This is a genomic window from Pseudomonas sp. N-137 (assembly GCF_034555295.1).
Taxonomy (GTDB): Bacteria; Pseudomonadota; Gammaproteobacteria; order Pseudomonadales; family Pseudomonadaceae; genus Aquipseudomonas; species Aquipseudomonas rhizophila.
Genome location: NZ_JAXUDQ010000008.1, coordinates 45,364 through 66,277, shown reverse-complemented (window position 1 = coordinate 66,277; position 20,914 = coordinate 45,364). Strand labels below are relative to the sequence as shown.

13 protein-coding genes are annotated in these 20,914 nt (G+C 60.0%); 6 read left to right on the top strand and 7 right to left on the bottom strand.

All coding sequences use genetic code 11. The features are described 5' to 3' along the window. Positions 1-27 precede the first annotated feature (27 nt). The 3 genes from T3A99_RS08095 to T3A99_RS08085 are packed head-to-tail and all read left to right on the top strand — an operon-like array spanning position 28 to position 3,129. The gene (locus T3A99_RS08095) at positions 28-510 is read left to right on the top strand and encodes a CS1 type fimbrial major subunit (protein WP_047228905.1); all 483 of its coding nucleotides are present in this window, start codon (positions 28-30) and stop codon (positions 508-510) included. A 30-nt stretch (positions 511-540) separates the two neighbouring features. Further along, positions 541-1,812, top strand: a complete 1,272-nt coding sequence (locus T3A99_RS08090) for a hypothetical protein (protein ID WP_322834203.1) — start codon at positions 541-543, stop codon at positions 1,810-1,812. Between the two features lie 51 nt (positions 1,813-1,863). Then, positions 1,864-3,129: a hypothetical protein gene (locus tag T3A99_RS08085; protein ID WP_223194349.1), complete on the top strand. Its 1,266-nt coding sequence runs from the start codon at positions 1,864-1,866 to the stop codon at positions 3,127-3,129. Positions 3,130-3,163: 34 nt separating this feature from the next. Here the strand turns inward: T3A99_RS08085 and T3A99_RS08080 are convergent, their stop codons facing one another. Beyond that, entirely contained in the window at positions 3,164-6,271 is a 3,108-nt protein-coding gene (locus tag T3A99_RS08080) for a transglycosylase domain-containing protein (protein ID WP_288912309.1), read from the bottom strand. Positions 6,272-6,631: 360 nt separating this feature from the next. Here T3A99_RS08080 and T3A99_RS08075 point away from each other — a divergent pair, with 360 nt between their 5' ends. Then, a complete protein-coding gene (locus T3A99_RS08075) occupies positions 6,632-7,093 on the top strand; it encodes an REP-associated tyrosine transposase (RefSeq protein WP_047230585.1) in 462 nt (153 codons plus the stop codon). 508 nt (positions 7,094-7,601) lie between these two features. Next, positions 7,602-9,023, top strand: coding sequence for an amino acid permease (locus T3A99_RS08070; protein WP_047230406.1), 1,422 nt, complete (start codon positions 7,602-7,604; stop codon positions 9,021-9,023). Between the two features lie 108 nt (positions 9,024-9,131). Here T3A99_RS08070 and T3A99_RS08065 read toward each other — a convergent pair whose 3' ends face one another. The 6 genes from T3A99_RS08065 to T3A99_RS08040 all read right to left on the bottom strand — a co-directional run bounded on the left by T3A99_RS08065 (position 9,132) and on the right by T3A99_RS08040 (position 19,258). Continuing rightward, on the bottom strand, positions 9,132-10,751 hold the full coding sequence (locus T3A99_RS08065) for an FMN-binding glutamate synthase family protein (RefSeq protein ID WP_047230405.1): 1,620 nt from the start codon (positions 10,749-10,751) through the stop codon (positions 9,132-9,134). Between the two features lie 138 nt (positions 10,752-10,889). After that, positions 10,890-12,296 carry an ATP-binding protein gene (locus T3A99_RS08060; protein WP_107321936.1) on the bottom strand — a complete coding sequence of 469 codons (1,407 nt, stop codon included), beginning with the start codon at positions 12,294-12,296 and terminating at the stop codon, positions 10,890-10,892. Next, the gene (locus T3A99_RS08055; RefSeq protein ID WP_322834202.1) at positions 12,289-14,094 is read right to left on the bottom strand and encodes a DAHL domain-containing protein; all 1,806 of its coding nucleotides are present in this window, start codon (positions 14,092-14,094) and stop codon (positions 12,289-12,291) included. The genes T3A99_RS08060 and T3A99_RS08055 overlap by 8 nt, the downstream gene beginning before the upstream one ends. Further along, on the bottom strand, positions 14,091-15,050 hold the full coding sequence (locus T3A99_RS08050; RefSeq protein ID WP_274089966.1) for a cytochrome-c peroxidase: 960 nt from the start codon (positions 15,048-15,050) through the stop codon (positions 14,091-14,093). Before T3A99_RS08050 ends, T3A99_RS08055 begins: the two co-directional genes overlap by 4 nt. Positions 15,051-15,095: 45 nt before the next feature. After that, a complete protein-coding gene (locus T3A99_RS08045) occupies positions 15,096-16,970 on the bottom strand; it encodes a putative bifunctional diguanylate cyclase/phosphodiesterase (RefSeq protein ID WP_047230401.1) in 1,875 nt (624 codons plus the stop codon). Continuing rightward, the gene (locus T3A99_RS08040; RefSeq protein WP_047230400.1) at positions 16,967-19,258 is read right to left on the bottom strand and encodes an EAL domain-containing protein; all 2,292 of its coding nucleotides are present in this window, start codon (positions 19,256-19,258) and stop codon (positions 16,967-16,969) included. The genes T3A99_RS08045 and T3A99_RS08040 overlap by 4 nt, the downstream gene beginning before the upstream one ends. Before the next feature lie 229 nt (positions 19,259-19,487). Between T3A99_RS08040 and T3A99_RS08035 the strand changes: the two genes are divergently transcribed. Continuing rightward, positions 19,488-20,852: an HD domain-containing phosphohydrolase gene (locus tag T3A99_RS08035; protein ID WP_047230399.1), complete on the top strand. Its 1,365-nt coding sequence runs from the start codon at positions 19,488-19,490 to the stop codon at positions 20,850-20,852. Positions 20,853-20,914 lie beyond the last annotated feature (62 nt).

The window sequence follows — 20,914 nt, the reverse complement described above, 5'->3', positions numbered from 1 at the left end:
CCGCCGTTGGCGCCACAGGTAATCATCATGTTCAAGACGCTGTTACGTACTCTCCTGTTCACCGCCTTGACGCTGCCGGGTTTGCCCGCGTGGGCAGCGCTGGAGCGGGAAACGTTCGAACTCTTCGTCACTATCCCGACGATCGACTTCCACGTGCTGCCGGTCGACCCGCAACTGGTCGAGCGTGAACAGCCGATGCTGTTCAGCACCCTGACCTCCGGGCTCTTGCCGCTGCGGGCCAATTACGAAGTGAAGAACATCAACGGGGCCATTGGCGCCCGTCTGGGGCAAGAGGCTTACCTGTCCAATGGCCGTGAGCGCATCGACCTGCAGGTGACGTTCAACAACGTCCAACTGACCCTGGATTCGGCCCAGGTGGTCTCGGCCGCCGAAGCCCGGCCCGGTCGGCGTGTGGGGCTGGAAATCATCGCCGTCAAGACCGAGGAGGAGTATGCGCCTGGGGATTATTTCGGCACCGTGCACATGGTGTTCGATGCCATTGCGCCGTAGGGCAATTGCGGTTTATTGGAGTAAGTCGAAATGAGTCGTTCAAACATCTTCGGGCGCGGTGTTTCGCTGTGCCGCGTTGCCACGGCTTTTGTCTTGTTGTGTATAGGCATGCCGACGGCCAATGCATTGACCCAGGAGATCAGTGCGCGTTTCCGGCCTGATCCGGCGAAGCCCATGGAGAACAAGTTCACCAATACCACACCGGTGAGTGGGTATTGTTCCCAGCACCCCAGGGAATGTGAAATCACGGGCATGTTCAGTATCCGGATGCCCATTACCTTTGATTCGTCCGCGCCTATTCAGGCCAACCACCCCAGTAATCGGCAAGGCGCCATGTTCAAGGTGCCCGCCAACTGGCGTCCGGCAACCGTCTTCAATTCAAGCACCGGCGAAAGTGAAGAGGTTGAAGTGCGCGTATCCGGTATCGGTTCGCAATATCGCCTCAGCGTGAGTCCTGTCGAGCTGGTGGGAGGGGGGGAGGATCTCAAGACGGCCCATTACAGGCTATGGGGCGGCAGTTGGGTGTATGCGCCTTCGCCGTGCCGCTACAGTGGTGTTGCGACCTACAACACGCTCACGTACGCATTTTTTTGGAAAACGCCGCAAGAAAGCGCCTGCGCCAAACAGGCAAAATACCTGGTGCCCGATATGCGCTACACCTATCTGGATTTTGCCTACGAACTGCGCACCCCCAACCCCTTGAAGATGTCGGCCGGTCATTACACTGGGACGTTGAGCTACAGCGTCGGGCCGGGCCAGGACTTCGACATGGGTGACGTGATGATCCCGAACGATTCGGTGATTGCGCTCAATTTCAATCTCGAAGTCCAACACACGCTCAAGGTCGAAGTTCCTCCTGGCGGCAACAAGGTCGTGCTCGAACCTCAGGGCGGTTGGCAGGCCTGGTTGAGCCAGGGGCAAAAACCGACGCGGTTGTTTCGTGACCAGACCTTCCATATCTGGGCTTCATCGCGGTTCAAGATGCGTATGCAATGCCAATTCGCCGATACGAGCGATAACACCTGCCTGCTCTGGGCACCCAGCTCCGGCCTTCTGGTGCCGGTGAATGTCAGCGTGACCCTGCCCAACGGCTTGACTGACGCCGCCGGCCAACCGGTCAACCGCCGTCGGCTCTACCTCGACGGCAGCGGCACCGAACTGTTCCAGCCGGGGCACTACATCGACCGCAAGCCGGGCACCCTGCATTTCGAAGTCGGCCGCAATCAGGTTGAGGAAATGCTAGCTGGGGAAGCCAAGAGTTACATAGGCAATGTGACGGTGATCTGGGATTCAGAGGTTTAGGTGATCCCCTGTGGGAGCGGGCTTGCTCGTTGCAGTTTTATTGGAGTGAAAATGAGTCGTTCAAACATCTTCGGGCGCGGTGTTTCGTTGTGCCGCGCAGTCGCGGTTTTTGCCTTGTTGTTGACAGGCGTTCCGACGGCCAATGCGCTGACCCGGGAAATCAGTGCCGTATTCAGGCCAGACCCTGCTAAGCCTCAAGAGAATAAATTTCGCAATACCACTCCGACCACGGGTTACTGCGCGTCATTTCCAAATCAATGCAAGACGATGTTCAGCATTCGCTTGCCTATCACTTTCAGTTCGACCCTTCCTATCGAAGCGAATCATGGGGACGCTCGGCAAGGTGCGATGTTCAAAGTGCCTGCCGGTTGGCGCTCGCTACAAGTAACCCATGCAAGTACGGGTGAAACTGAAGTCGTTGAAATACGTTTGTCCGGCATAGGTTCGGAATACCGACTTCCTGTTAACGCAGCCGACTTGGTCGGTGGAGGTGTTGACGCTTTAAAGGCTCATAACCTGTTATGGGGTTCTAGCTGGGTCAGTGCGCCCTCGCCATGTCGATTCGGCGGTAATGCACCTTATAACGTCAATTGGTACGGTTTTTTCTGGACCACCCCGGTAGAAGGTGTGTGCGCCAAAAGGGCTCGTTACTTGATCCCCAGTATGACTTACCGTTATCTGGATTTTGCCTACGAATTGCGTACCCCCAATCCCTTGACCATGTCGACCGGTCAATACACGGGCTCGCTGACTTATAGCGTTGGTCCGGGGCAGGACTTCGATATGGGCGATGTGATGATCCCGAATGATTCAATAATCGCGTTCAATTTCAAACTGGATGTCGAACACACCCTCAAGGTCGAAGTGCCTCCTGGCGGCAACAAGGTCGTGCTCGAACCTCAGGGCGGTTGGCAGGCCTGGTTGAGCCAGGGGCAAAAACCGACGCGGTTGTTTCGTGACCAGACCTTCCACATCTCAGCCTCGTCGCGTTTCAAGATGGGCCTGCAATGCCAGTTCGCCGGTTCGAGTGATAACACCTGCCTGCTCTGGGCACCCAGCTCCGGCCAGATGGTGCCGGTGAATATCAGTGTGACCCTGCCCAATGGCCTGACCGACGCTGGTGGCCAACCGGTCAACCGCCGTCGGCTCTATCTCGATGGAAGCGGCACCGAGTTGTTCCAGCCGGGGCATTACATCGAGCGTCGGTCGGGAACGATGCACTTTGAAGTCACCCGCAACCAGGTCGAGGAAATGCTGGCCGGCGATGCCAAGAGTTACATAGGCAATGTGACGGTGATCTGGGATTCGGAGGTCTAGCGGTCCACCATCGCTCCTAAGGGGTTGGATTGAGTCAATGGCGCGCCACCAACGGCTGGCACTGGGTATGGCTACCCGGTTGCAAGTACGGCGAGAGGAACGGCGCCATACCCTTGAGCACCTGCACCGGCAAGGCCGAGGTGAATTTGAAGTTCTGCGCCGAAACCCCCGGCACATAGGCGGTGAGGGTGCCGAAATGGCTGTCGCCGATGTAGAACACAAAGGTCGCGGTGCGGTTGATCGACTTGGAACTGATGACCCGCCCGCCGGCGCCAACGGCTTCGATGCGATTGTCGCCGGTGCCGGTCTTGCCACCCATCGATAACGGCGTGCCATCGGCCAGGGTGAAACTGCCGGCCACCCGTTTCGCGGTGCCGGCATCGACCACCTGGGACAACGCACCGCGCAAAGCCCGGGCCACTTCCACCGGCATCACCCGTTTGCCGTTATCCGGATCGCTGATCAGCCGTGTCTCATAAGGGGTATTGACGGCGAAGTCGAGGCTGTCGACGCGCAGCGCCGGGAGCCGGATGCCGTCGTTGAGGATGGTGCCCACCAGCTCCGCCAGCGCGGCGGGGCGGTCGCCGGAGCTGCCGATGGCGGTGGCCAGCGACGGCACCAGATGGTCGAACGGGTAGCCGACTTTCTGCCAGCGTTGGTGGATATCAAGGAAGGCCTCGACTTCCAGCATGGTGCGGATACGACTGTCGCGGGCGCTCTTGTGCCGGCTTTTGAATAGCCAACTGTAGACCTCTTGGCGTTCGAACCGGCTGGCTTTGACGATCTGGCTGAACTTGGCATCAGGATTGTTCAGCAGATAACCCACCAGCCACAGGTCCAGCGGATGGACTTTGGCGATAAAGCCCTGGTCGGGCAGGTCATAGTTGCCCGGGCCGTAGCTGCTGTAGAGCCGTTCCAGGCGTTCGTCGGTGAGCTTTTCGGCGCTCTTGGCCGACTTGAGGTGAGAACGCACAAAGTGGTTGAAGCTTTCCTGGCTGTCGCCGGGAAAGAAATAGCGGTGCACGGCGGCCAGGCGGATCGCGGTGGGGCGCATGCCGTCGAGGAAGGTTTCGAGACGCTGGCCCGTGTCCTTTTTCTGGTACTTCTTCCAGAACTTGAGCAGGAAGGTGGTGCCTTCGCGGTCGGCAAACTGGGCCAGGTACTCCTGGCGGCGCGGATTCTTGTCGTCCTTGAGCAGCTCCGAACTGTTGTCGGGACCCGCGTACGTGGCGTAGCGCACCAGGTCACGCATCAGGCGAATGAATGGCAGGTTGATCGACTCGCGCAGGGCGTCGCGCAAGGTGGGATTACGGCCGTTATCTTCCTTACGGAAATTATTGAAGGTGTGCAGCCCGCCGCCGGTGAAAAACGCCTCGCCGGGGCTGGCTGAATAGGTACGATCCAGCGCTGCCTCAAGCATCGTCGGCAGGTTGCGATCGCTGTGTTGGATCAGGTAGTCGACGGCCCAACGGGAGAGGCGGTCCTGGTCGGCGATCTCGGCTTTTTTCAATGTTGCCGGGGTTTCGTGGGCATAACGTTCGTGCAGTTCGGCGATGATCTGCAGGTAGGTGGTGAGCACCCGTAACTTGGCGGTGGAGCCCAGTTCCAGTTTGCTGCCTTCGTTGATATCAAAGGGTTGGTCGGTGCTGTCGGTTTGCACGCGCACGCGCGAGCCGTCCGGGGTCAGTTCCAGCAGGGTGAAGCTGTAGCGCACCTGGGCGGTGCTGGTAGGCGTCAGAAGACGTTCGCCCATCAGGCCGATTTCGGCAGCGAACGCCGGGTCCGCCAAGCGCTTGAGGTAATCGGTGGCCTGGGTCTGCAAGTCGTTTTGCAAGGTGCTGGTGGCGGAGAGGTCCAGGCGATCGAGGTCGTAGAACGAGCGGTTGAGCAGCGTGGCCAGACGACTGCGGGCGGCGCTGATGCCCTTGTTGATTTCGTTGGGCTGAATGGTGGGTTGCTGCACCCAGTCGCGATAACTGACCTTGCTTGCCAGGGTCGCTTCGGCCAAGGAGGCGTCGATCACGCCGTTCTGGGCCAGCAGCCGGACGTGGCTGTCGGTCAGGCGCGCCAGTTCGTCCCGGCCTTTGGACAGGTAATAGGAGGGGCGGCGCTGGGCGATCATCAACGACAGCATTTCCCGCAGGGCCAGGCCTTTTTCCGCGAGGCTGGCGGGGTCTGTCGCGGTGCTGGACAAGCGTTCGTTGGCACGCTTGAAATCGGCGCCGTACCAGACCCGCAAACCTTCGGCCATGCCGTGGACTTCGCCATGCCCCGGCACGGCGGAGAGCGGCACGCTGTTGAGGTAATCACGGATGATTTTCTGCCGGGCCTCAAGGGTCTGTGGGCCTGCCTGATAGGCCCGCACACTGGCGGAAATCATCTGGCGGATTTTCTCCGCCCCCGACCCGGTGAGGCCGTCGGCGGAGTGGCGGTACTTTTCCAGCTGCGTCGCCAGTGTACTGCCCCCGGCGGACTGCCCAGGCAGACTCAGGAGCTTGGCGACTTGCGACCACGCCGCCATGCCGAAGCGCGGCCAGTCCACCGCCGGGTTGGCCTGGGGGTGCTTGGGGTCGAGTAAAAAGCGGTTCTCGATGAACAACAGGCTTTGCACCACCACGGGGGGGATTGCCTCGAAGCTGGCGTACAGTTGCTGCGGGTACTTGAACTGGTACAGCGGCGCGACGCGGCAATCGGTGATCGTCAGGCCGGCCTGGATCTTTTCCGCATAAGGGACAAACAGGCCCTTATCGACGTAATTCATCAAGGCCGGGGAGAAACGTGCCTGGGCCTGGATCACATAATCGCGCTTGAGCAACCGCGGCAGGAATTCATCCAGCGAGCTGTAACCCAACCGCCGGTCGAACGGACCTGCGCCAGGGTAGACGATGGCGTCGCTGGGCCCCGGTTGCACCGAATAGGTCAAAGACGCGGCGTACCGGCTTAGCTCCTGGGCTTGAAACCTGGACGTGCGCATTTCCTTGGCCACCGCCAGGCCGACCACCACCACGATAATCAACAGCAACAACCAGAACGCTCGCCAGCCATGCCCTGCGCGGCGTTTTTTTTGGGGTAAAGGTGCTTCTTCCATACGTTCAGTCGGGCCCACAGGTTTACTCGAATCGGTTTGCCATAACGCGCCCATAGTCGACTGATCCATTCACGCATTGATCGGGACTTGTTTGAAGCTTAGACGGTGGCGGCGCGGGCGGCGGGGAAATTGTGGACACCGTATGTATAAGACGGTTGTTGTTCTCTATGGCTGAGGGGCTTTTGTGGCGAGGGAGCTTGCTCCCGCTCGGCTGCGCAGCAGACGCAACTGATGCATGGCTGAGCAGTATTCCAAGGTTGAAAAGGCCGGGGGCGGCTGCGCCACCCAGCGGGAGCAAGCTCCCTCGCCACGGGTACTACGTTGCTATCGGAAACGTCGTTCAAACATCAAAGTCTCGGGTCAGACCGGGCGGGGCTACCGTAAGTTGATACCCCAACGACAGGAAGCCAAGGAATGTATCCACCACGCCCAAACTCTCATCAATTGCGTCGCGGACGCTCTTCGGAACGGGGGCGAGGCTACCTCGTCACTACGGTCGTTCACCAACGCATGCCGCTCTTCAAGGACTGGCGATTGGGACGCTTGCTGGTTGCAGAACTGCGCCGGGCTCATGAACGAGGCCAGGTTAATTCGCTGGCCTGGGTTGTCATGCCGGACCATCTGCATTGGCTGGTGCAACTGGAGCAAGCCCAACTCACTCAGGTCATGCAAGCCGTCAAATCTCGCAGCACCCTGGCGATCAATCGAGCAATGAATAGAAAAGGTGCCTTCTGGCAAAGCGGTTTCCACGATCGTGCGATCCGCGACAACCAGGAGCTGCGGCCCTTCGCTCGGTACATCATCGCCAATCCGCTTCGCGCAGGGCTGGTGGATCGCATTGGTGATTACCCGCTCTGGGACGCGAAATGGCTCTAGTCGCTTTGGTTGCTTTGGTTGCTCTTGTGGCGAGGGAGCTTGCTCCCGCTCGGCTGCGCAGCAGACGCAACTGATGCATGGCTGAGCAGTATTCCCAGGTTGAAAAAACCGGGGGCGGCTGCGCCACCCAGCGGGAGCAAGCTCCCTCGCCACAGGGGCTGTTCAGCCCAAGAACTCTGCGCTAGAGCCATCGGCATGTCCCCGGGCATGACGCTGCACCATCGCTGTGCAATACTCGGCGCCGTTTTACGAATTGACTGTAATCCCAGGCAATACGTCTCCATAGATGGGTATAGGGATGAGGTTTATCCCTGATTTTCCCTGGTTTTACAGTGAAACTCTCTGCCTCTGGCTTTTTATACTGCACGACCCGCTGATCCTGCGGCTTTTGTTCTACAGGACGGTCTATCCACAAAACAGACCCGGTTTCGGCAAGGTGGCAGGCCTATCGGCTTGCGGCTTTGGAGACTCGGTGGTCAATCCAATAACAAAACGAGGTTGTATCCCTATGCCTGTCGGCAATCATCTGCCCCATGGCGAGACCGCTCAGGGTGGTCCGCTCAAACGTGAACTCGGCGAGCGGCATATCCGCCTGATGGCGCTCGGCGCTTGCATCGGTGTCGGGCTGTTCCTCGGCTCGGCCAAGGCCATCGAAATGGCCGGTCCGGCAATCATGCTGTCCTACATCATTGGTGGCCTGGCGATCCTGGTGATCATGCGTGCGCTCGGTGAGATGGCCGTGCACAACCCGGTGGCCGGCTCGTTCAGTCGTTATGCCCAGGACTACCTCGGGCCGCTGGCGGGATTCCTGACCGGCTGGAACTACTGGTTCCTGTGGCTGGTTACCTGCGTGGCGGAAATCACCGCGGTGGCGGTGTACATGGGCATCTGGTTCCCCGACGTGCCCCGCTGGATCTGGGCCCTGGCGGCACTGATCAGCATGGGCTCGATCAATCTGATCGCGGTCAAGGCCTTCGGCGAATTCGAGTTCTGGTTCGCCTTGATCAAGATCGTCACCATCATCGCCATGGTCATCGGCGGCGTGGGCATCATCGCTTTCGGGTTCGGCAACGACGGCGTGGCCCTGGGTATTTCCAATCTCTGGACGCACGGCGGTTTCATGCCCAACGGCGTGCAGGGTGTGTTGATGTCCCTGCAAATGGTGATGTTCGCCTACCTGGGTGTGGAAATGATCGGCCTGACCGCCGGTGAGGCGAAGAACCCGCAGAAAACCATCCCCAACGCCATCGGTTCGGTGTTCTGGCGGATCCTGCTGTTCTACGTCGGTGCTCTGTTTGTGATCCTGTCGATCTACCCCTGGAACGAGATCGGCACCCAGGGCAGCCCGTTCGTGATGACCTTCGAGCGCCTGGGTATCAAGACCGCCGCCGGCATCATCAACTTCGTGGTGATCACTGCGGCGCTGTCGTCCTGCAACGGCGGGATCTTCAGCACCGGGCGGATGCTCTACAGCCTGGCGCAGAACGGCCAGGCCCCGGCTGGTTTCGCCACCACCTCGGCCAACGGCGTGCCGCGCCGCGCGTTGCTGCTGTCCATCGCCGCGCTGCTGCTGGGCGTGCTGCTCAACTACCTGGTGCCGGAAAAAGTCTTCGTCTGGGTGACCTCCATCGCCACCTTCGGCGCGATCTGGACCTGGGTGATGATCCTGCTGGCCCAGCTAAAATTCCGTAAAAGCCTGAGCGCTTCGGAACGTGCGGCCCTGAAATACCGCATGTGGCTGTACCCGGTCAGTTCGTATTTGGCGCTGGCGTTCCTGGTGCTGGTGGTGGGCCTGATGGCCTACTTCCCCGATACCCGCGTGGCCCTCTACGTGGGCCCGGCGTTCCTGGTGCTGCTGACGGTGTTGTTTTATACCTTCAAGTTGCAGCCCACGGGTGATGTGCAGGGTTCGATGGATACCGCTTCATAAATTGCCGGCAATAAAACGAAAAGCCCCGGTCGAATGATCGGGACTTTTTCTCAAGGGGATACCCCTCGTACCGTGGAGGATCCTGTCTCATGCCTGATGGCACTGCCGTCAAGCGGCGGCGACTTCCTGCGGCTCAAAACTGTCCGCCCGCGCCATCTGCCACATCCGCGAATAAAACTCCCCATTGACCTCACCCGTCAGCAATTCCCCCGGTTTCAAGAACACATGCAACTGGGAAAATAGCTTGATTTCAGTGGCGGACATGCGCCGTACCAGATGTTTGGGTTGCAGTTGTGAAGGATGCTCGAGGCCGGCGGCGGCGAGCATTTCGGCCAGGGCCTTGAGGGTGTTGCGGTGGAAGTTGTAGACCCGCTGGGCCTTGTCCGGCACAACCAGGGCGCGCTGGCGCAGGGTGTCCTGGGTGGCGACGCCGGTAGGGCATTTGTTGGTATGACAGCTTTGGGACTGGATGCAGCCGATGGCGAACATGAAGCCCCGCGCGGCGTTGGCCCAGTCGGCACCGATGGCCAGGACGCTGGCGATGTCGAAGGCGCTGACGATCTTGCCGCTGGCGCCGAGCTTGATTTTGTCCCGCAGGTTCAGGCCCACCAAGGTGTTGTGGACAAACAGCAGGCCCTCGCGCAACGGCACGCCAATGTGGTCGGTGAATTCCACTGGCGCTGCACCCGTGCCACCTTCCTTGCCGTCCACCACGATGAAGTCGGGCAGGATGCCGGTTTCCAGCATGGCCTTGGCGATGCCCATGAACTCCCAGGGGTGGCCCAGGCAGAACTTGAAACCCACTGGTTTGCCACCGGACAGTTCGCGCAATTGCTGGACGAACTGCATCAGTTCGATCGGTGTGGAGAAAGCACTGTGGCGTGACGGTGAAACGCAGTCCTCGCCCATGAGGATGCCACGGGTTTCGGCGATTTCCCGGGTGACCTTGTGCTTGGGCAGAATTCCGCCATGGCCTGGTTTGGCGCCCTGGCTCATCTTGATTTCAATCATCCGCACCTGCGGGTTCTGCGCTTGGGCGGCGAAGCGCTCCGGGTCGAAGCGACCTTCACGGGTGCGACAGCCGAAATAGCCGCTGCCCAGTTCCCAGGTCAGGTCGCCGCCGTGTTCGCGGTGATAAGGGCTGATGCTGCCTTCGCCCGTGTCGTGGGCGAAATTGCCGAGCTTGGCGCCCTGGTTCAACGCCCGAATGGCGTTGGCGCTCAGGGAACCGAAGCTCATGGCGGAGATGTTGAACACCGACGCTGAATACGGTTGGGTGCATTGCGGTCCGCCGACCGTCACGCGAAAACCGCTGGGGTCGCTTAACGGAGCCGGGCGCATGGAATGGCCGATGAATTCGAAACCGGTCTGATAAACATCGATCAGGGTGCCGAACGGTTTGTCGGCGCTTTCGTTCTTGGCCCGGGAGTACACCAGGGAACGCTGTGCGCGCGAGAAGGGCAGGGCGTCGCTGTCGGATTCGAGCAGGTACTGACGAATTTCCGGGCGGATGCCTTCGACCAGATAGCGGATATTACCCAGGATCGGGTAGTTGCGACGCACGGCATGGCGGTTCTGCAGCAGGTCGAACAGTCCCAGCAGACTTAACAGACCTGTCACCAGCGTGATCGGCCAGAGCCAGTCGTGTTGCAGAAACGGTAGGCTGGCGAGGGTGAAAACTACGCAGCCGGCAAAGAAGGCGTAACGGCTCAGTAAAGACAGGCTCATGCGGTTTCCTTCGGGTGAGCGATGGGGTGGGGCGGTGCAGGCATTCTGCGCTGGCAGCGAAAGGGCGGGCAACTGTGGCGAGGGGATAAATCCCCTCGCCACAAGAGCCTGTTCGCTGCTGTTAGGCGGCGCAGTTGTTCAGCTCGCCTGTTTCATCTGCCGCACCGGCAACTCCACGCGGAAGGTAGTTCCCACCCCGACCTCGCTGCGCACTGTGATCTCGCCGTTGTGTTTTTTCACGATGCCGTAGGACAGTGAAAGTCCCAGTCCCGTGCCCTGGCCGACAGGTTTGGTGGTGAAGAACGGGTCGAAGATTTTTTGCAGTGTCTCAGGCGGCATGCCCGAGCCGTTGTCGGCGACTTCGATCCACACGGTGTCTTCTTCAATGCCGTTGCGCAAGGTGATGGTGCCACGCTCGGGGCCGATGGCCTGGGCGGCGTTGACGATGAGGTTCATGATCACCTGGTTGATCTGCGACGGTAGGCATTCGACTTCCGGCAACGGGCTGTATTGCTTGATCACGTCGGCCTTGTACTTGATTTCATTGGCGACGATGTTCAGCGTCGAATCCAGGCCTTGTTGCAAGTTGGCCATCTGCCATTCCTGGTTGGAGTCGACGCGGGAGAAGTCCTTGAGGTCCTTGACGATCTGCCCGACCCGGCTGATGCCGTCCTTGGACTCTTTGATCAGCAGTGGAATGTCCTCGACGAGGAAGTCCAGCTCCACCTGCTCGCGCAGCTTTCTCAGATTCACTACCAGTTCCGGCGAAGAAATGGCTTGCTCGGCACTGTCATAGGCCTGGAGCATCTCCTGGAGTTTGCCAAAGTAGCCATCCAGGGCCCCCAGATTGGAAGAAATGAAACCGATCGGGTTGTTGATTTCGTGAGCGACCCCGGCGGCCAACTGGCCCAGCGAGGCGAGTTTTTCCGACTGGACCAACTGGCTTTCCAGCATCTTGCGTTCGTCGATTTCCATCTGCAGCAAAGAACTGGCCTGTTTGAACGCCTGGGTCCGCTGCTCCACCAGCTCCTCGAGTTTGCTCATCTGCAATTGCGCGCGGGAAGTCATTTCCCACTTGGTGGTCAGGGTGTTGGCCATTTGCTGGACTTCGATGTTGTCGAAGGGTTTCTTCAGAATCAGCAACCGGTCATGGCCATTGAGGCGGTCCAGCAGTTCGTCCCAGGAATAGTCCGAGTAGGCGGTGCAGACCACCACTTGCAACAGTGGGTCGTGCTTCCAGAGTTCCTCGATGGTTTTGGCGCCATCCCAGCCCTCGGGCATGCGCATGTCGACAAAGGCCAATGCATAAGGGTGCTCCGTTGCCAGCGCTTGCAGCAGTTTGTTCAGACCTTCCTGGCCGCCGTAGGCCGAGTCGAGTTCGAATACGGTGCCGGCCGGTTTCGGTGCGTCGCCGAACAAGGCGTTTTCCATGTCCAGTAGATCGACATTGACCTGATCCTCCGGCGTGAGGATTTTGCGGAAATCGTCATGGATGGCCGGTGTATCGTCGATCAACAGGATGCGGCGGTTGCTCAGATTATTCATGCTCACCTTCTGCGAGTTTCAAGGGCAGTTGCAACACGAACGTTGCTCCTGTGCCTGGTCCCTCACTGTGAGCGGTGAGGTGGCCGTTCATCTCAATGGCCGCGAGCGCGCAACTGTGCAAACCGAACCCGTGGCCTTCCTTACGGGTGGTAAAACCATGGGCGAAGATACGCGTCATGTTTTCCGCCGGGATGCCTTCGCCTTCATCCTTGACACTGATCTGCAGGGTATCGTCATTGATCACCGTGGCCTTGAGGGTCATGTTCCGTGCGTGGTTGGAAACCCCCGCCATGGCGTATTTGGCGTTGCTGATCAGGTTGATCAGAATCAGCAGCAAGCGGTGTTTGTCGCCCAGGATCCGCGGCACGTCGCCGTATTCCTTGAGCACCGTCACGTGGTGTCGGGTCAGGGCGCCGGAGTTCATGCGCAGGGCGTCTTCGAGCAGTTCGCTGACCACCAAAGGCTCCACCAGGCTGTTGGCGCCGGCATAGGATTGCTGGGTGGAGACAATATCCTTGATGTGATCCACGCTCTTGCTCAACTGGGCCAACTCGTCGGTAAGGCCTTGCTGTTCGACCGCGATGGCCTCCACCAACTGGTTCAGATAGCCGGGCAACAGCTTGCCTTTTTCGTCTTCGGTAAGGAAGTGCCCCAGGTCGTGGGGGTGTTCATTGATCAGTTGCATCGCCTTGCCCAGCCCCAGGGCCTTGCTGCTGCGCAGTTTACGGCTGATCAGGTCGGCGGAGATGTTCACACTGTTGAGCACGTTGCCAACGTTGTGCAGCACGTTGGTGGCGATTTCCGCCATGCCGGCCTGACGGGCGGTGTCCATCAGTTCGCTCTGGGTGTCCTTGAGTTGGCGGGTGCGCTCTTCGACCCGTACCTCCAACTCGTCGTTGGCGGTTTGCAGGGCGTTGTTGGCCCGTTTGGTTTCGGCGAAGCTGCGCATCAACCGGATGGCCAGCCCGATCAGGATCAACACCAGGAACGTGGCGAAAACCAACAGAAGAATATGGTTGCGCTGATGCCTGGCGGCAGCTTTCTCCTGGTCTTTGTCCAGCAGGCTGGTGATGGTGTCCAACCGGCCGGCCACGGGAACGGCTTCGATTCCCTGCAAGAGGTCATTGACCCTGGGTTGTTCGCGCAAGATCAGCGCGATGTGCCTGCTCAGGATATCGACGGATTTTTGCAGACCTTCCGGCAGGCGCTCCTTGTTGACGTCCAGCCGGTTCAGGCCTAGCAGCACTTCGGCGGCTTGCTCACGGGTGGTCAGATGAGCGAACTCCATGGCGCTGAGCAACAGATCGTAGGTGTCGATGGCAACGTTTTGCAGCTGCAGTTTGTCGGCGTCCGCAAGTTCGCCGAACTGGGCCTGGATGTCATCTTCGGCGGTGGGCAGGAAGGCGAGGGAGTTGCGCAATACCGCATTGTGGGATTTGAATCTTTCCACCAGACGGGTTTTCTCCTTCACCGCCTTGAGGTATTCGTCGCGCTCCTGTTCCCAGCTTGACGGTGCGTGGCGAGCCGGTTCCGATTCGATGGCGTCGAGGCGCTGCCACAGACGCGCCATCTCATTGAGGGGCGAGACCAGGGGGTCATAGTTTTGGCTCAAAGCCATCCGGGATTTAAGGACTTCGTTGTCCCAGATGGCGTCCTGCTGTTTGAGCAGGCGGATCAGGTCCCGAGATTCAATGTACGAGGCGGCCTGCTGTGCACTCGACTGGATGTACATAAACAGCAGGACTGACGCCAGCAAGAGGCCGACGAATGCCAGACCGAGGCGACGCAGGGCGGTCATAGCGGCTTGCCCTCCCATTCGCCGGTGAGGGTCTTGAGGAATTCGACGATCAGTTCCGTGTCGTTCTTCAAGGGTTCACGGCCCAACTGGTACTTGAACATCACTTCCACCGCGTTCTCCAGGGTAGGCGCTGACCCTGCGTGAAAGTACGGGGCGGTGATGGCGACGTTACGCAGACTCGGCACCTTGAAAACCTGGCGGTCAGCCTCGTCGCCAGTGACATTGAAGCGGCCGTCGTCGGCGCGGGTAGGGTTGCCCCGGTCCTGGATGTAGTCGCCCATCACGCCGAATTTCTGGAACATGTTGCCGCCGATGTTCACGCCCTGGTGGCAGGCGATGCAGCCGTATTCCTTGAAGCGCTGGTAACCGAACTTTTCCCGGGGCGTGAGGATGTCAGTGTTGCCCAGCAGGTACTGGTCGAAACGTGAATTTGGGGTCAGCAGGGTGCGTTCATAGTCGGCCAGGGCACTCTGGATGTTGGCCTGGGTCACGCCGTCGGGGTAGGCATCGTCAAAACCCCGAGCGTAGTCCGGGTCCTGGCCGATGCGCTTGAGCACCGTTTCCCAGGTACTGCCCATTTCCGCCGGGCTGGTCACGACGATGTGCACCTGTTCTTCCAGGGTGTCGACGCGGCCGTCCCAGAACTGATGGAAGTTCAGGCTGGCGTTGAACACCGTGGGTGTATTGAACTCCACCGGTTTACCGTCGAAGCCCAGGGAAAACCGTTTTTCGTCGGCGCCACCCTTGTCCAGGCGATGGCAACTGGCACAGGACAGGGTGTTGTTGACCGACAGCCGCGGGTCGTTGAAAAGCCGCAGGCCCAACTGGACGCGCTTGGGGTCCAGGGTCGGAATGGGGGGCAGCGGTTTGAGCGGTTCATCCAACGGCTCGGCGTGAACGGTCACGCTCAATCCCACCAGCAGGCCGAGGGCCAGAATCAGTCCATGTGACGCCATGGGATGCTTTCCTTGAAACTTTTGGTTGATGGAACTCAGGTGTGTTCACGCAAACGGGTTGTGGCGTTGTTCCCACTCGCTCATCCACAGGGCAAAGGCTTGTGGCTCCACGGCCTTGCTGAAGTAGTACCCCTGGGCTTCCTCGCACTGGTGAGCCTTGAGGAACTCCAGTTGCTCAAGGGTTTCCACGCCTTCGGCAATGATGTGCAGGTTCAGGCTCTTGCCCAGGCTGATGATGGTGCTCACCAGCTTTGCGTCATTACTGTCGATGCTCAGGTCGCCGACGAACGACTGATCGATCTTCAACACATCCACCGGAAATTTCTGCAGGTAGCTCAGGCTCGAGTAGCCGGTGCCGAAATCGTCGATGGCCAGCCGTATTCCCAGGCGCTTGACGGCCTTGAGGATGGCGACGGTGGTGTCGACGTTCTGCATCAGCACGCTTTCGGTGATCTCCAGTTCTAACTGTGTCGGGTCGAGACCGGTTTCCTTGAGGGTCCGGGCGATGCCTTCGACGAAACCGCGCTGGCGAAAATCGATGGTGGAGACGTTCACCGACAGGTAGAGCGGGCGCATGCCATCGGCTTGCCAGCGACAGGCCTGCTGGCAGGCTTCCTGGAGCACCCATTGGCTCAGCGGGACGATCAGGCCGCTGTCTTCGGCCACGGGGATGAAGTCCGATGGATAGACCAAGCCGATGTCAGGCCGGTTCCAGCGCACCAGCGCTTCGGCGCCGACCACTTTGCCACTCCTCAAATCGATCTTGGGCTGGTAGTGCAGCACGAACTCCTTGCGTTGCAAGGCCAGGCGCAGGCCCGATTCGATGGTTTGCTGCTGTCGCGCCCGACGGTTCATGTCTTCAGTGAAAAAACGGTAGTCGTTGGGGCCGGTTTCCTTGACGTTGCGCATCGCCGTTTCGGCTTTTTTGATCAACGCCACGGCATCGAAACCGTCGGCCGGATACATGCTGATGCCCAGGCTTGCGGTAACGGTCAGGTCGTGTCCGTCGATGGGGTGGGGCGTGCTGATGGCCGTCAGCAGTTTGTCGGCCACGCCTTTGGTCTGTTGCGAGTCGGTGATGTCTCCCAGTATCACCACGAACTCATCGGAGCCGTAGCGAAACACCGAGTCGGATTCACGCACCACCGTTGCCAGCGCCCGGGCCACCCGCTTGAGCATTTCGTCGCCCACCGGGTGCCCCAGTGCGTTATTGATACGCTTGAAACGGTCCATGCCGATGAACATCACCGCCAGTTGCCGGTCGTGGCGACGGCACTGGGCCATGGCCTGGGTCAGGCGATCACCGAGCAACATGCTGTTGGGTAGCTCGGTGAGTACGTCGTATTGCAGCAAGTGGGAGACTTTCAGCAACTCCTGGACCCGTTCCTCGATGGTGCGCTCCAGACTGCGCATTTTTCTCGCCGCATCCTGGGCCAGTTGCCATTTCCAGGTCATGGCACTGGCCATCTGGCGGATTTCCAGGGTGTCGAAGGGTTTCTTCAGGATCAGCAACTGATCGTCGAACTCGATGCGTTCGGACATGGTTTCCCAGGAATAATCCGAAAACGCCGTGCACAGCGCGATTTGCAGCCGTGGGTCGGCCTCCCACAAACGCTCGATGGTTTGCAGGCCGTCCCAGCCCGGCGGCATGCGCATGTCGGCGAACACCAGCGCATAGGGCTGGCCTTCGGCCTGGGCGCGCTTGACCAGTTCCAACGCCTCTTCGCCCTGATAGGCCGAGTCGATCTGAAATTGCAGGCGGCTGACCTGGGGCGTGCCAAACAGCAGGCTTTCAGTGTCGTCCAGCGAGTCGTCGCTACCGGCGCCCGGGCTGAGGATCTTGCGGAAGTCCTGGTGGATCGCCGGCGTGTCGTCCACCACCAGGATTCGCCTGTTCGCCGGCACCGACATGGGGTTCATGGGTTGCTCTCCGATAACTGGCTGGCAGGCCGGGTCCAATGGTCCGTCACGGGAACGATGGTGCCGGCCTTGAGCAGTTCGCTGGCTTGCCCACTGTCTACGGCAGTGCTGAAGTAATGCCCCTGGGCCTGCATCGACCCGCCGCTGGACATCAGCGTGGTGCGTTGCTCCTGGGTTTCGACGCCCTCGGCAATGATCCCGATGCCCACATCCCGGGCGAAATTGATGATCGCTCGCAGCGTCATTGCGTTCTCGGGGTCGACGTTGGCGCTGTCGAGAAACCGTTGGGCGAGCTTGAGATGGTTGACCCGGTAGGTCTTGAGGTAATCGAACGAGGAGTACTCGGTGCCGAAATCATCGATGGCAATTTGTACGCCCAGTTCGCACAGACGTGGCAGCACGTCGTTGTGGGTCCACTTGGTTTGCGCCAGGGTGGCCTCGGTGACGTCAAAGCGCAGGTCCCAAGGGGCCAGTTCCCAGCGGGCGGTGGTGCGCAGCACGTCATAGATCAGCTCCGGACCGGTCTTGAGTTGCGTCAGGCAGAGGTCGATGGCGATCACCGGGGGCGCCATGCCCTGGTCACGCCACTGGCGCATCTGTTGACAGGCCTGGTCCAGCACCCAATGCCCCAGGCCAACGATGATCCCGGTCTTCTCGGCGGCCGGCATGAACGACGCCGGCTCCAGCCAGCCGCGCTCAGGGTGGTTCCAGCGCACTTGCACGCCCATGCCCAGGATTTTGCCGGTGCCCAGGTCGACCTCCGGCAGGTAGTGCAAATGCAGCTCGTTGTTTTCGATGGCCTGGCGCAGGTCATTGGCCAGGGCGACGCGGTCGGTGACTTCCTGATTAATCTCCTCGCTATGGAAATGGTACTGGTTGCGGCCCTTTTCCTTGGACCGGTACAAGGCCATGTCGGACTGTGCCATCAGGCTGTCGGCGCTTTGGCTCTGGGAGGAATACAGGCTGATGCCGATGCTCACGGAGATCCGCACTTCGTTGCCGTCCAGGGAATAGGGCGCCACCAGGGCATCTCGGATCTTGGCGGCCAGGGCGGCGCAATGGGTCGCTTCGTGGACATCCAGTTGCAGGATGGCGAACTCGTCGCCACCCAGGCGCGCTACCACGTCGTTTTCCCGGGTACAGCCCTTGATGCGTGCGGCGACCTCCTGCAGCAGCAGGTCGCCGATCGGGTGACCCAGGGTGTCGTTGATCCGCTTGAAATGGTCCAGGTCCAGGTAAAACATCGCAAACGGCGCCGCTCCCCGGCGAGCCGCGGCAAAGGCTTGATGCAGGCGCTCGATCATGGTGGCGCGGTTGGCCAGCCCGGTCAGGCCGTCGGTGCGGGCCAGCAGGGCGATTTTCTCCTCGGCCAGCTTGCGTTCGGTGATGTCAAGAATGATGCCTTCCACTTCCAGCAGCAGGCCCTGTTCGTTGCGCACCGGAATGTAGCGGTTTTCCACCCAGCGGAACGTGCCGTCGCCCGTGCGCATGCGGAACTCGATGGACGCCCCCGCCGTGTCGCGGTTCAAGACGCGGACCATGGCGTCGTCGATCTTGCTTTGGTCGTCGGGATGGATCAGGGTTTGCGCCCAGTCCGGCGAGTTGACCAGTTGCGCCGCCGCGTGGCCGAACTTGGTGATGTTGTGGGAAATGTACATCAGCGCGAACGGCGGCTCGCCACGCAGGCGATACAGGATGGTCGGGCTGTTCTGCACGATGATATTGGCGTCGGCCAGTTCCCGCGTGCGCTCCTGCACCGCGCGTTCGAGCATGTCCATTTTCAGCGCCGCGTCTTCGGTCATCTGCCATTTGACGGTCAGGGTACTGGCCATCTGGCGGATCTCGATGGCATCGAAGGGTTTTTTCAGGATGAGCAGGCGGTCGCCCAGTTCGAGGCGCTCGGCGATGTCTTCCCAGGAATAATCGGAATAGGCGGTGCACAGCGCCACTTGCAGCTTGGGGTCGACGCGCCATAGCCGTTCGATGGTTTCAAGGCCGTCCCAGCCAGGGGGCATACGCATGTCGATGAACGCCATGGCGTAGGGTTTGCCCTCGGCCAAGGCAGATTCGACCTTGTTCAGGGCTTCCATGCCCTGGAAGGCCGAATCGAGCACGAAACTCTGGCTGGCAACCGCCACAGGCGCGCCGAACAGGGCTGCTTCAGCGCTGCTCAGGCTGTCCTCGGGGATAGCATGGGGGCTGAGGATCTTACGAAAATCCTCGTGGATCGTCGGAGTGTCATCGACGATCAGGATCCGCCGGTTGGCCCTTTCCGTCGGCAGGCTCATGGCCGTGCACCGTCGCGATGCTGACTGTTGAACCGTGGATACATCTGATATCCCTTCCGTTGGCATGAGTATTCTGGCCTGTTCTTGGCCCTTCATGGTCTACAGCATAGCTGTCTCATTGAGATGCGCTCGGCCGGTCAAGGCAAAATCGTGTCTAAATTCACGCAATCTACTAGCCTCAAATTCGGGGGTAGCGTAGAACAGGTGTCGTTAACAGGAGGGGGGTCCAATGGAAGATCAATCGCAGGATGTACCGGTCAGGAAGCCGACGGTACTGTTGGTCGATGATGAAGAGTCGATTCTCAATAGCCTGCGTCGGTTATTGCGCAGCCAGCCGTACGAAATCCTGCTGGCTGACAGTGGCGCCAAAGCCCTGGAAATCCTCAAGGAGCGGCCGGTCGACCTGGTCATGACCGATGCCCGCATGCCCAACATGGACGGCGCCACTTTGTTGGCGCAGATTCGCAAGCTTTATCCGTCGACCTTGCGCATCCTGCTCACCGGTTATGCCGATGTGGACATGATGACCAAGGCCATCAACGAGGGGCAGTTGTATCGCTACCTCAGCAAACCCTGGAACGACGAGGAGCTGGTGCAGGCCCTGCGTCAGGCCCTGGCGCACCAGCACTCCGAAAGCGAGCGCCAGCGCCTCGAAGCGCTGAACCGCGAACAGAACGAACAGCTGCGGATACTCAACACCACCCTGGAAAAACGCGTGGCGTCGCGCACCGCCGAGCTGCAGCAGACCGCCGACATGCTCGACCTGGCCTATGACGAGCTCAAGCGCAGCTATGTGACCGGCACCGAAGTGTTTTCGCTGATCGCCAACCTGCGCCTGCCCAAGGCCAAGCAGACCAACCGGCAGATCATCGAGCTGATCCGGGTCTACAGCAGGCTGCACTTTCTGGACGAGTCCACCGACCGCGACCTGACCATGGCCGCGGCGCTCTACAACATCGGCAAACTGAGCTGGACCGACAACATGATGGTCACGCCCGCCGACATGCTGCACCACACCGAGCTTGATCTCTACCGGGCCTATCCGAAGCAGAGCGAGTCGCTGCTGATGACCCTGGACCCGATGAAAGACGCCGCGCGCATCATCCTCCATCACCAGGAACGTTGGGACGGCAGCGGTTTTCCCGACCATCTGCGAGGCGAGGCCATTCCGTTCGGTTCGCGGCTGTTGAAACTGGCGGTGGACTTCATCGAACTGCAGCGCGGGTTGATCCTGGAGCGGCAGATGAACAGCGACGAGGCGCTGGTCTACATCCGCAAATACGCCGGCAAACTGTACGACCCGGGCATGGTGGAGGACTTCATCAAGGCGTGTGGTGAATACCTGGACGACGTGACCTTGTCGGATCCGACGGTGCAGGTCATGACAACCCGCGACCTGACGGCCGGCATGATCCTGGCGCGCAACCTCAACGCCGACAACGGCATGCTGTTGCTCAACGCCGGCAAGGTGCTGAGCGCGCCTCTGGTGGAAAAGCTCATTGCTTTCGAAGCGATGGAAGGGGCGCGCTACAGCGTGTTCGTCAAAATCCCCGAAGAGGCAGACCCTTCGGTGCCGAAGCCGATGTTGGGGTGATGCAGATCTGACTGAGAGTACAGTCATCCTGTGGGAGCGAGCTTGGCTCCCACAAAAACTGC

Bases quoted from the DNA above. Each gene is read 5' to 3' on its own strand.
- T3A99_RS08095 (WP_047228905.1), top strand. From the start codon at position 28: ATGTTCAAGACGCTGTTACGTACTCTCCTGTTCACCGCCTTGACGCTG.
- T3A99_RS08090 (WP_322834203.1), top strand. From the start codon at position 541: ATGAGTCGTTCAAACATCTTCGGGCGCGGTGTTTCGCTGTGCCGCGTT.
- T3A99_RS08085 (WP_223194349.1), top strand. From the start codon at position 1,864: ATGAGTCGTTCAAACATCTTCGGGCGCGGTGTTTCGTTGTGCCGCGCA.
- T3A99_RS08080 (WP_288912309.1), bottom strand. From the start codon at position 6,271: ATGGGCGCGTTATGGCAAACCGATTCGAGTAAACCTGTGGGCCCGACT.
- T3A99_RS08075 (WP_047230585.1), top strand. From the start codon at position 6,632: ATGTATCCACCACGCCCAAACTCTCATCAATTGCGTCGCGGACGCTCT.
- T3A99_RS08070 (WP_047230406.1), top strand. From the start codon at position 7,602: ATGCCTGTCGGCAATCATCTGCCCCATGGCGAGACCGCTCAGGGTGGT.
- T3A99_RS08065 (WP_047230405.1), bottom strand. From the start codon at position 10,751: ATGAGCCTGTCTTTACTGAGCCGTTACGCCTTCTTTGCCGGCTGCGTA.
- T3A99_RS08060 (WP_107321936.1), bottom strand. From the start codon at position 12,296: ATGAATAATCTGAGCAACCGCCGCATCCTGTTGATCGACGATACACCG.
- T3A99_RS08055 (WP_322834202.1), bottom strand. From the start codon at position 14,094: ATGACCGCCCTGCGTCGCCTCGGTCTGGCATTCGTCGGCCTCTTGCTG.
- T3A99_RS08050 (WP_274089966.1), bottom strand. From the start codon at position 15,050: ATGGCGTCACATGGACTGATTCTGGCCCTCGGCCTGCTGGTGGGATTG.
- T3A99_RS08045 (WP_047230401.1), bottom strand. From the start codon at position 16,970: ATGAACCCCATGTCGGTGCCGGCGAACAGGCGAATCCTGGTGGTGGAC.
- T3A99_RS08040 (WP_047230400.1), bottom strand. From the start codon at position 19,258: ATGAGCCTGCCGACGGAAAGGGCCAACCGGCGGATCCTGATCGTCGAT.
- T3A99_RS08035 (WP_047230399.1), top strand. From the start codon at position 19,488: ATGGAAGATCAATCGCAGGATGTACCGGTCAGGAAGCCGACGGTACTG.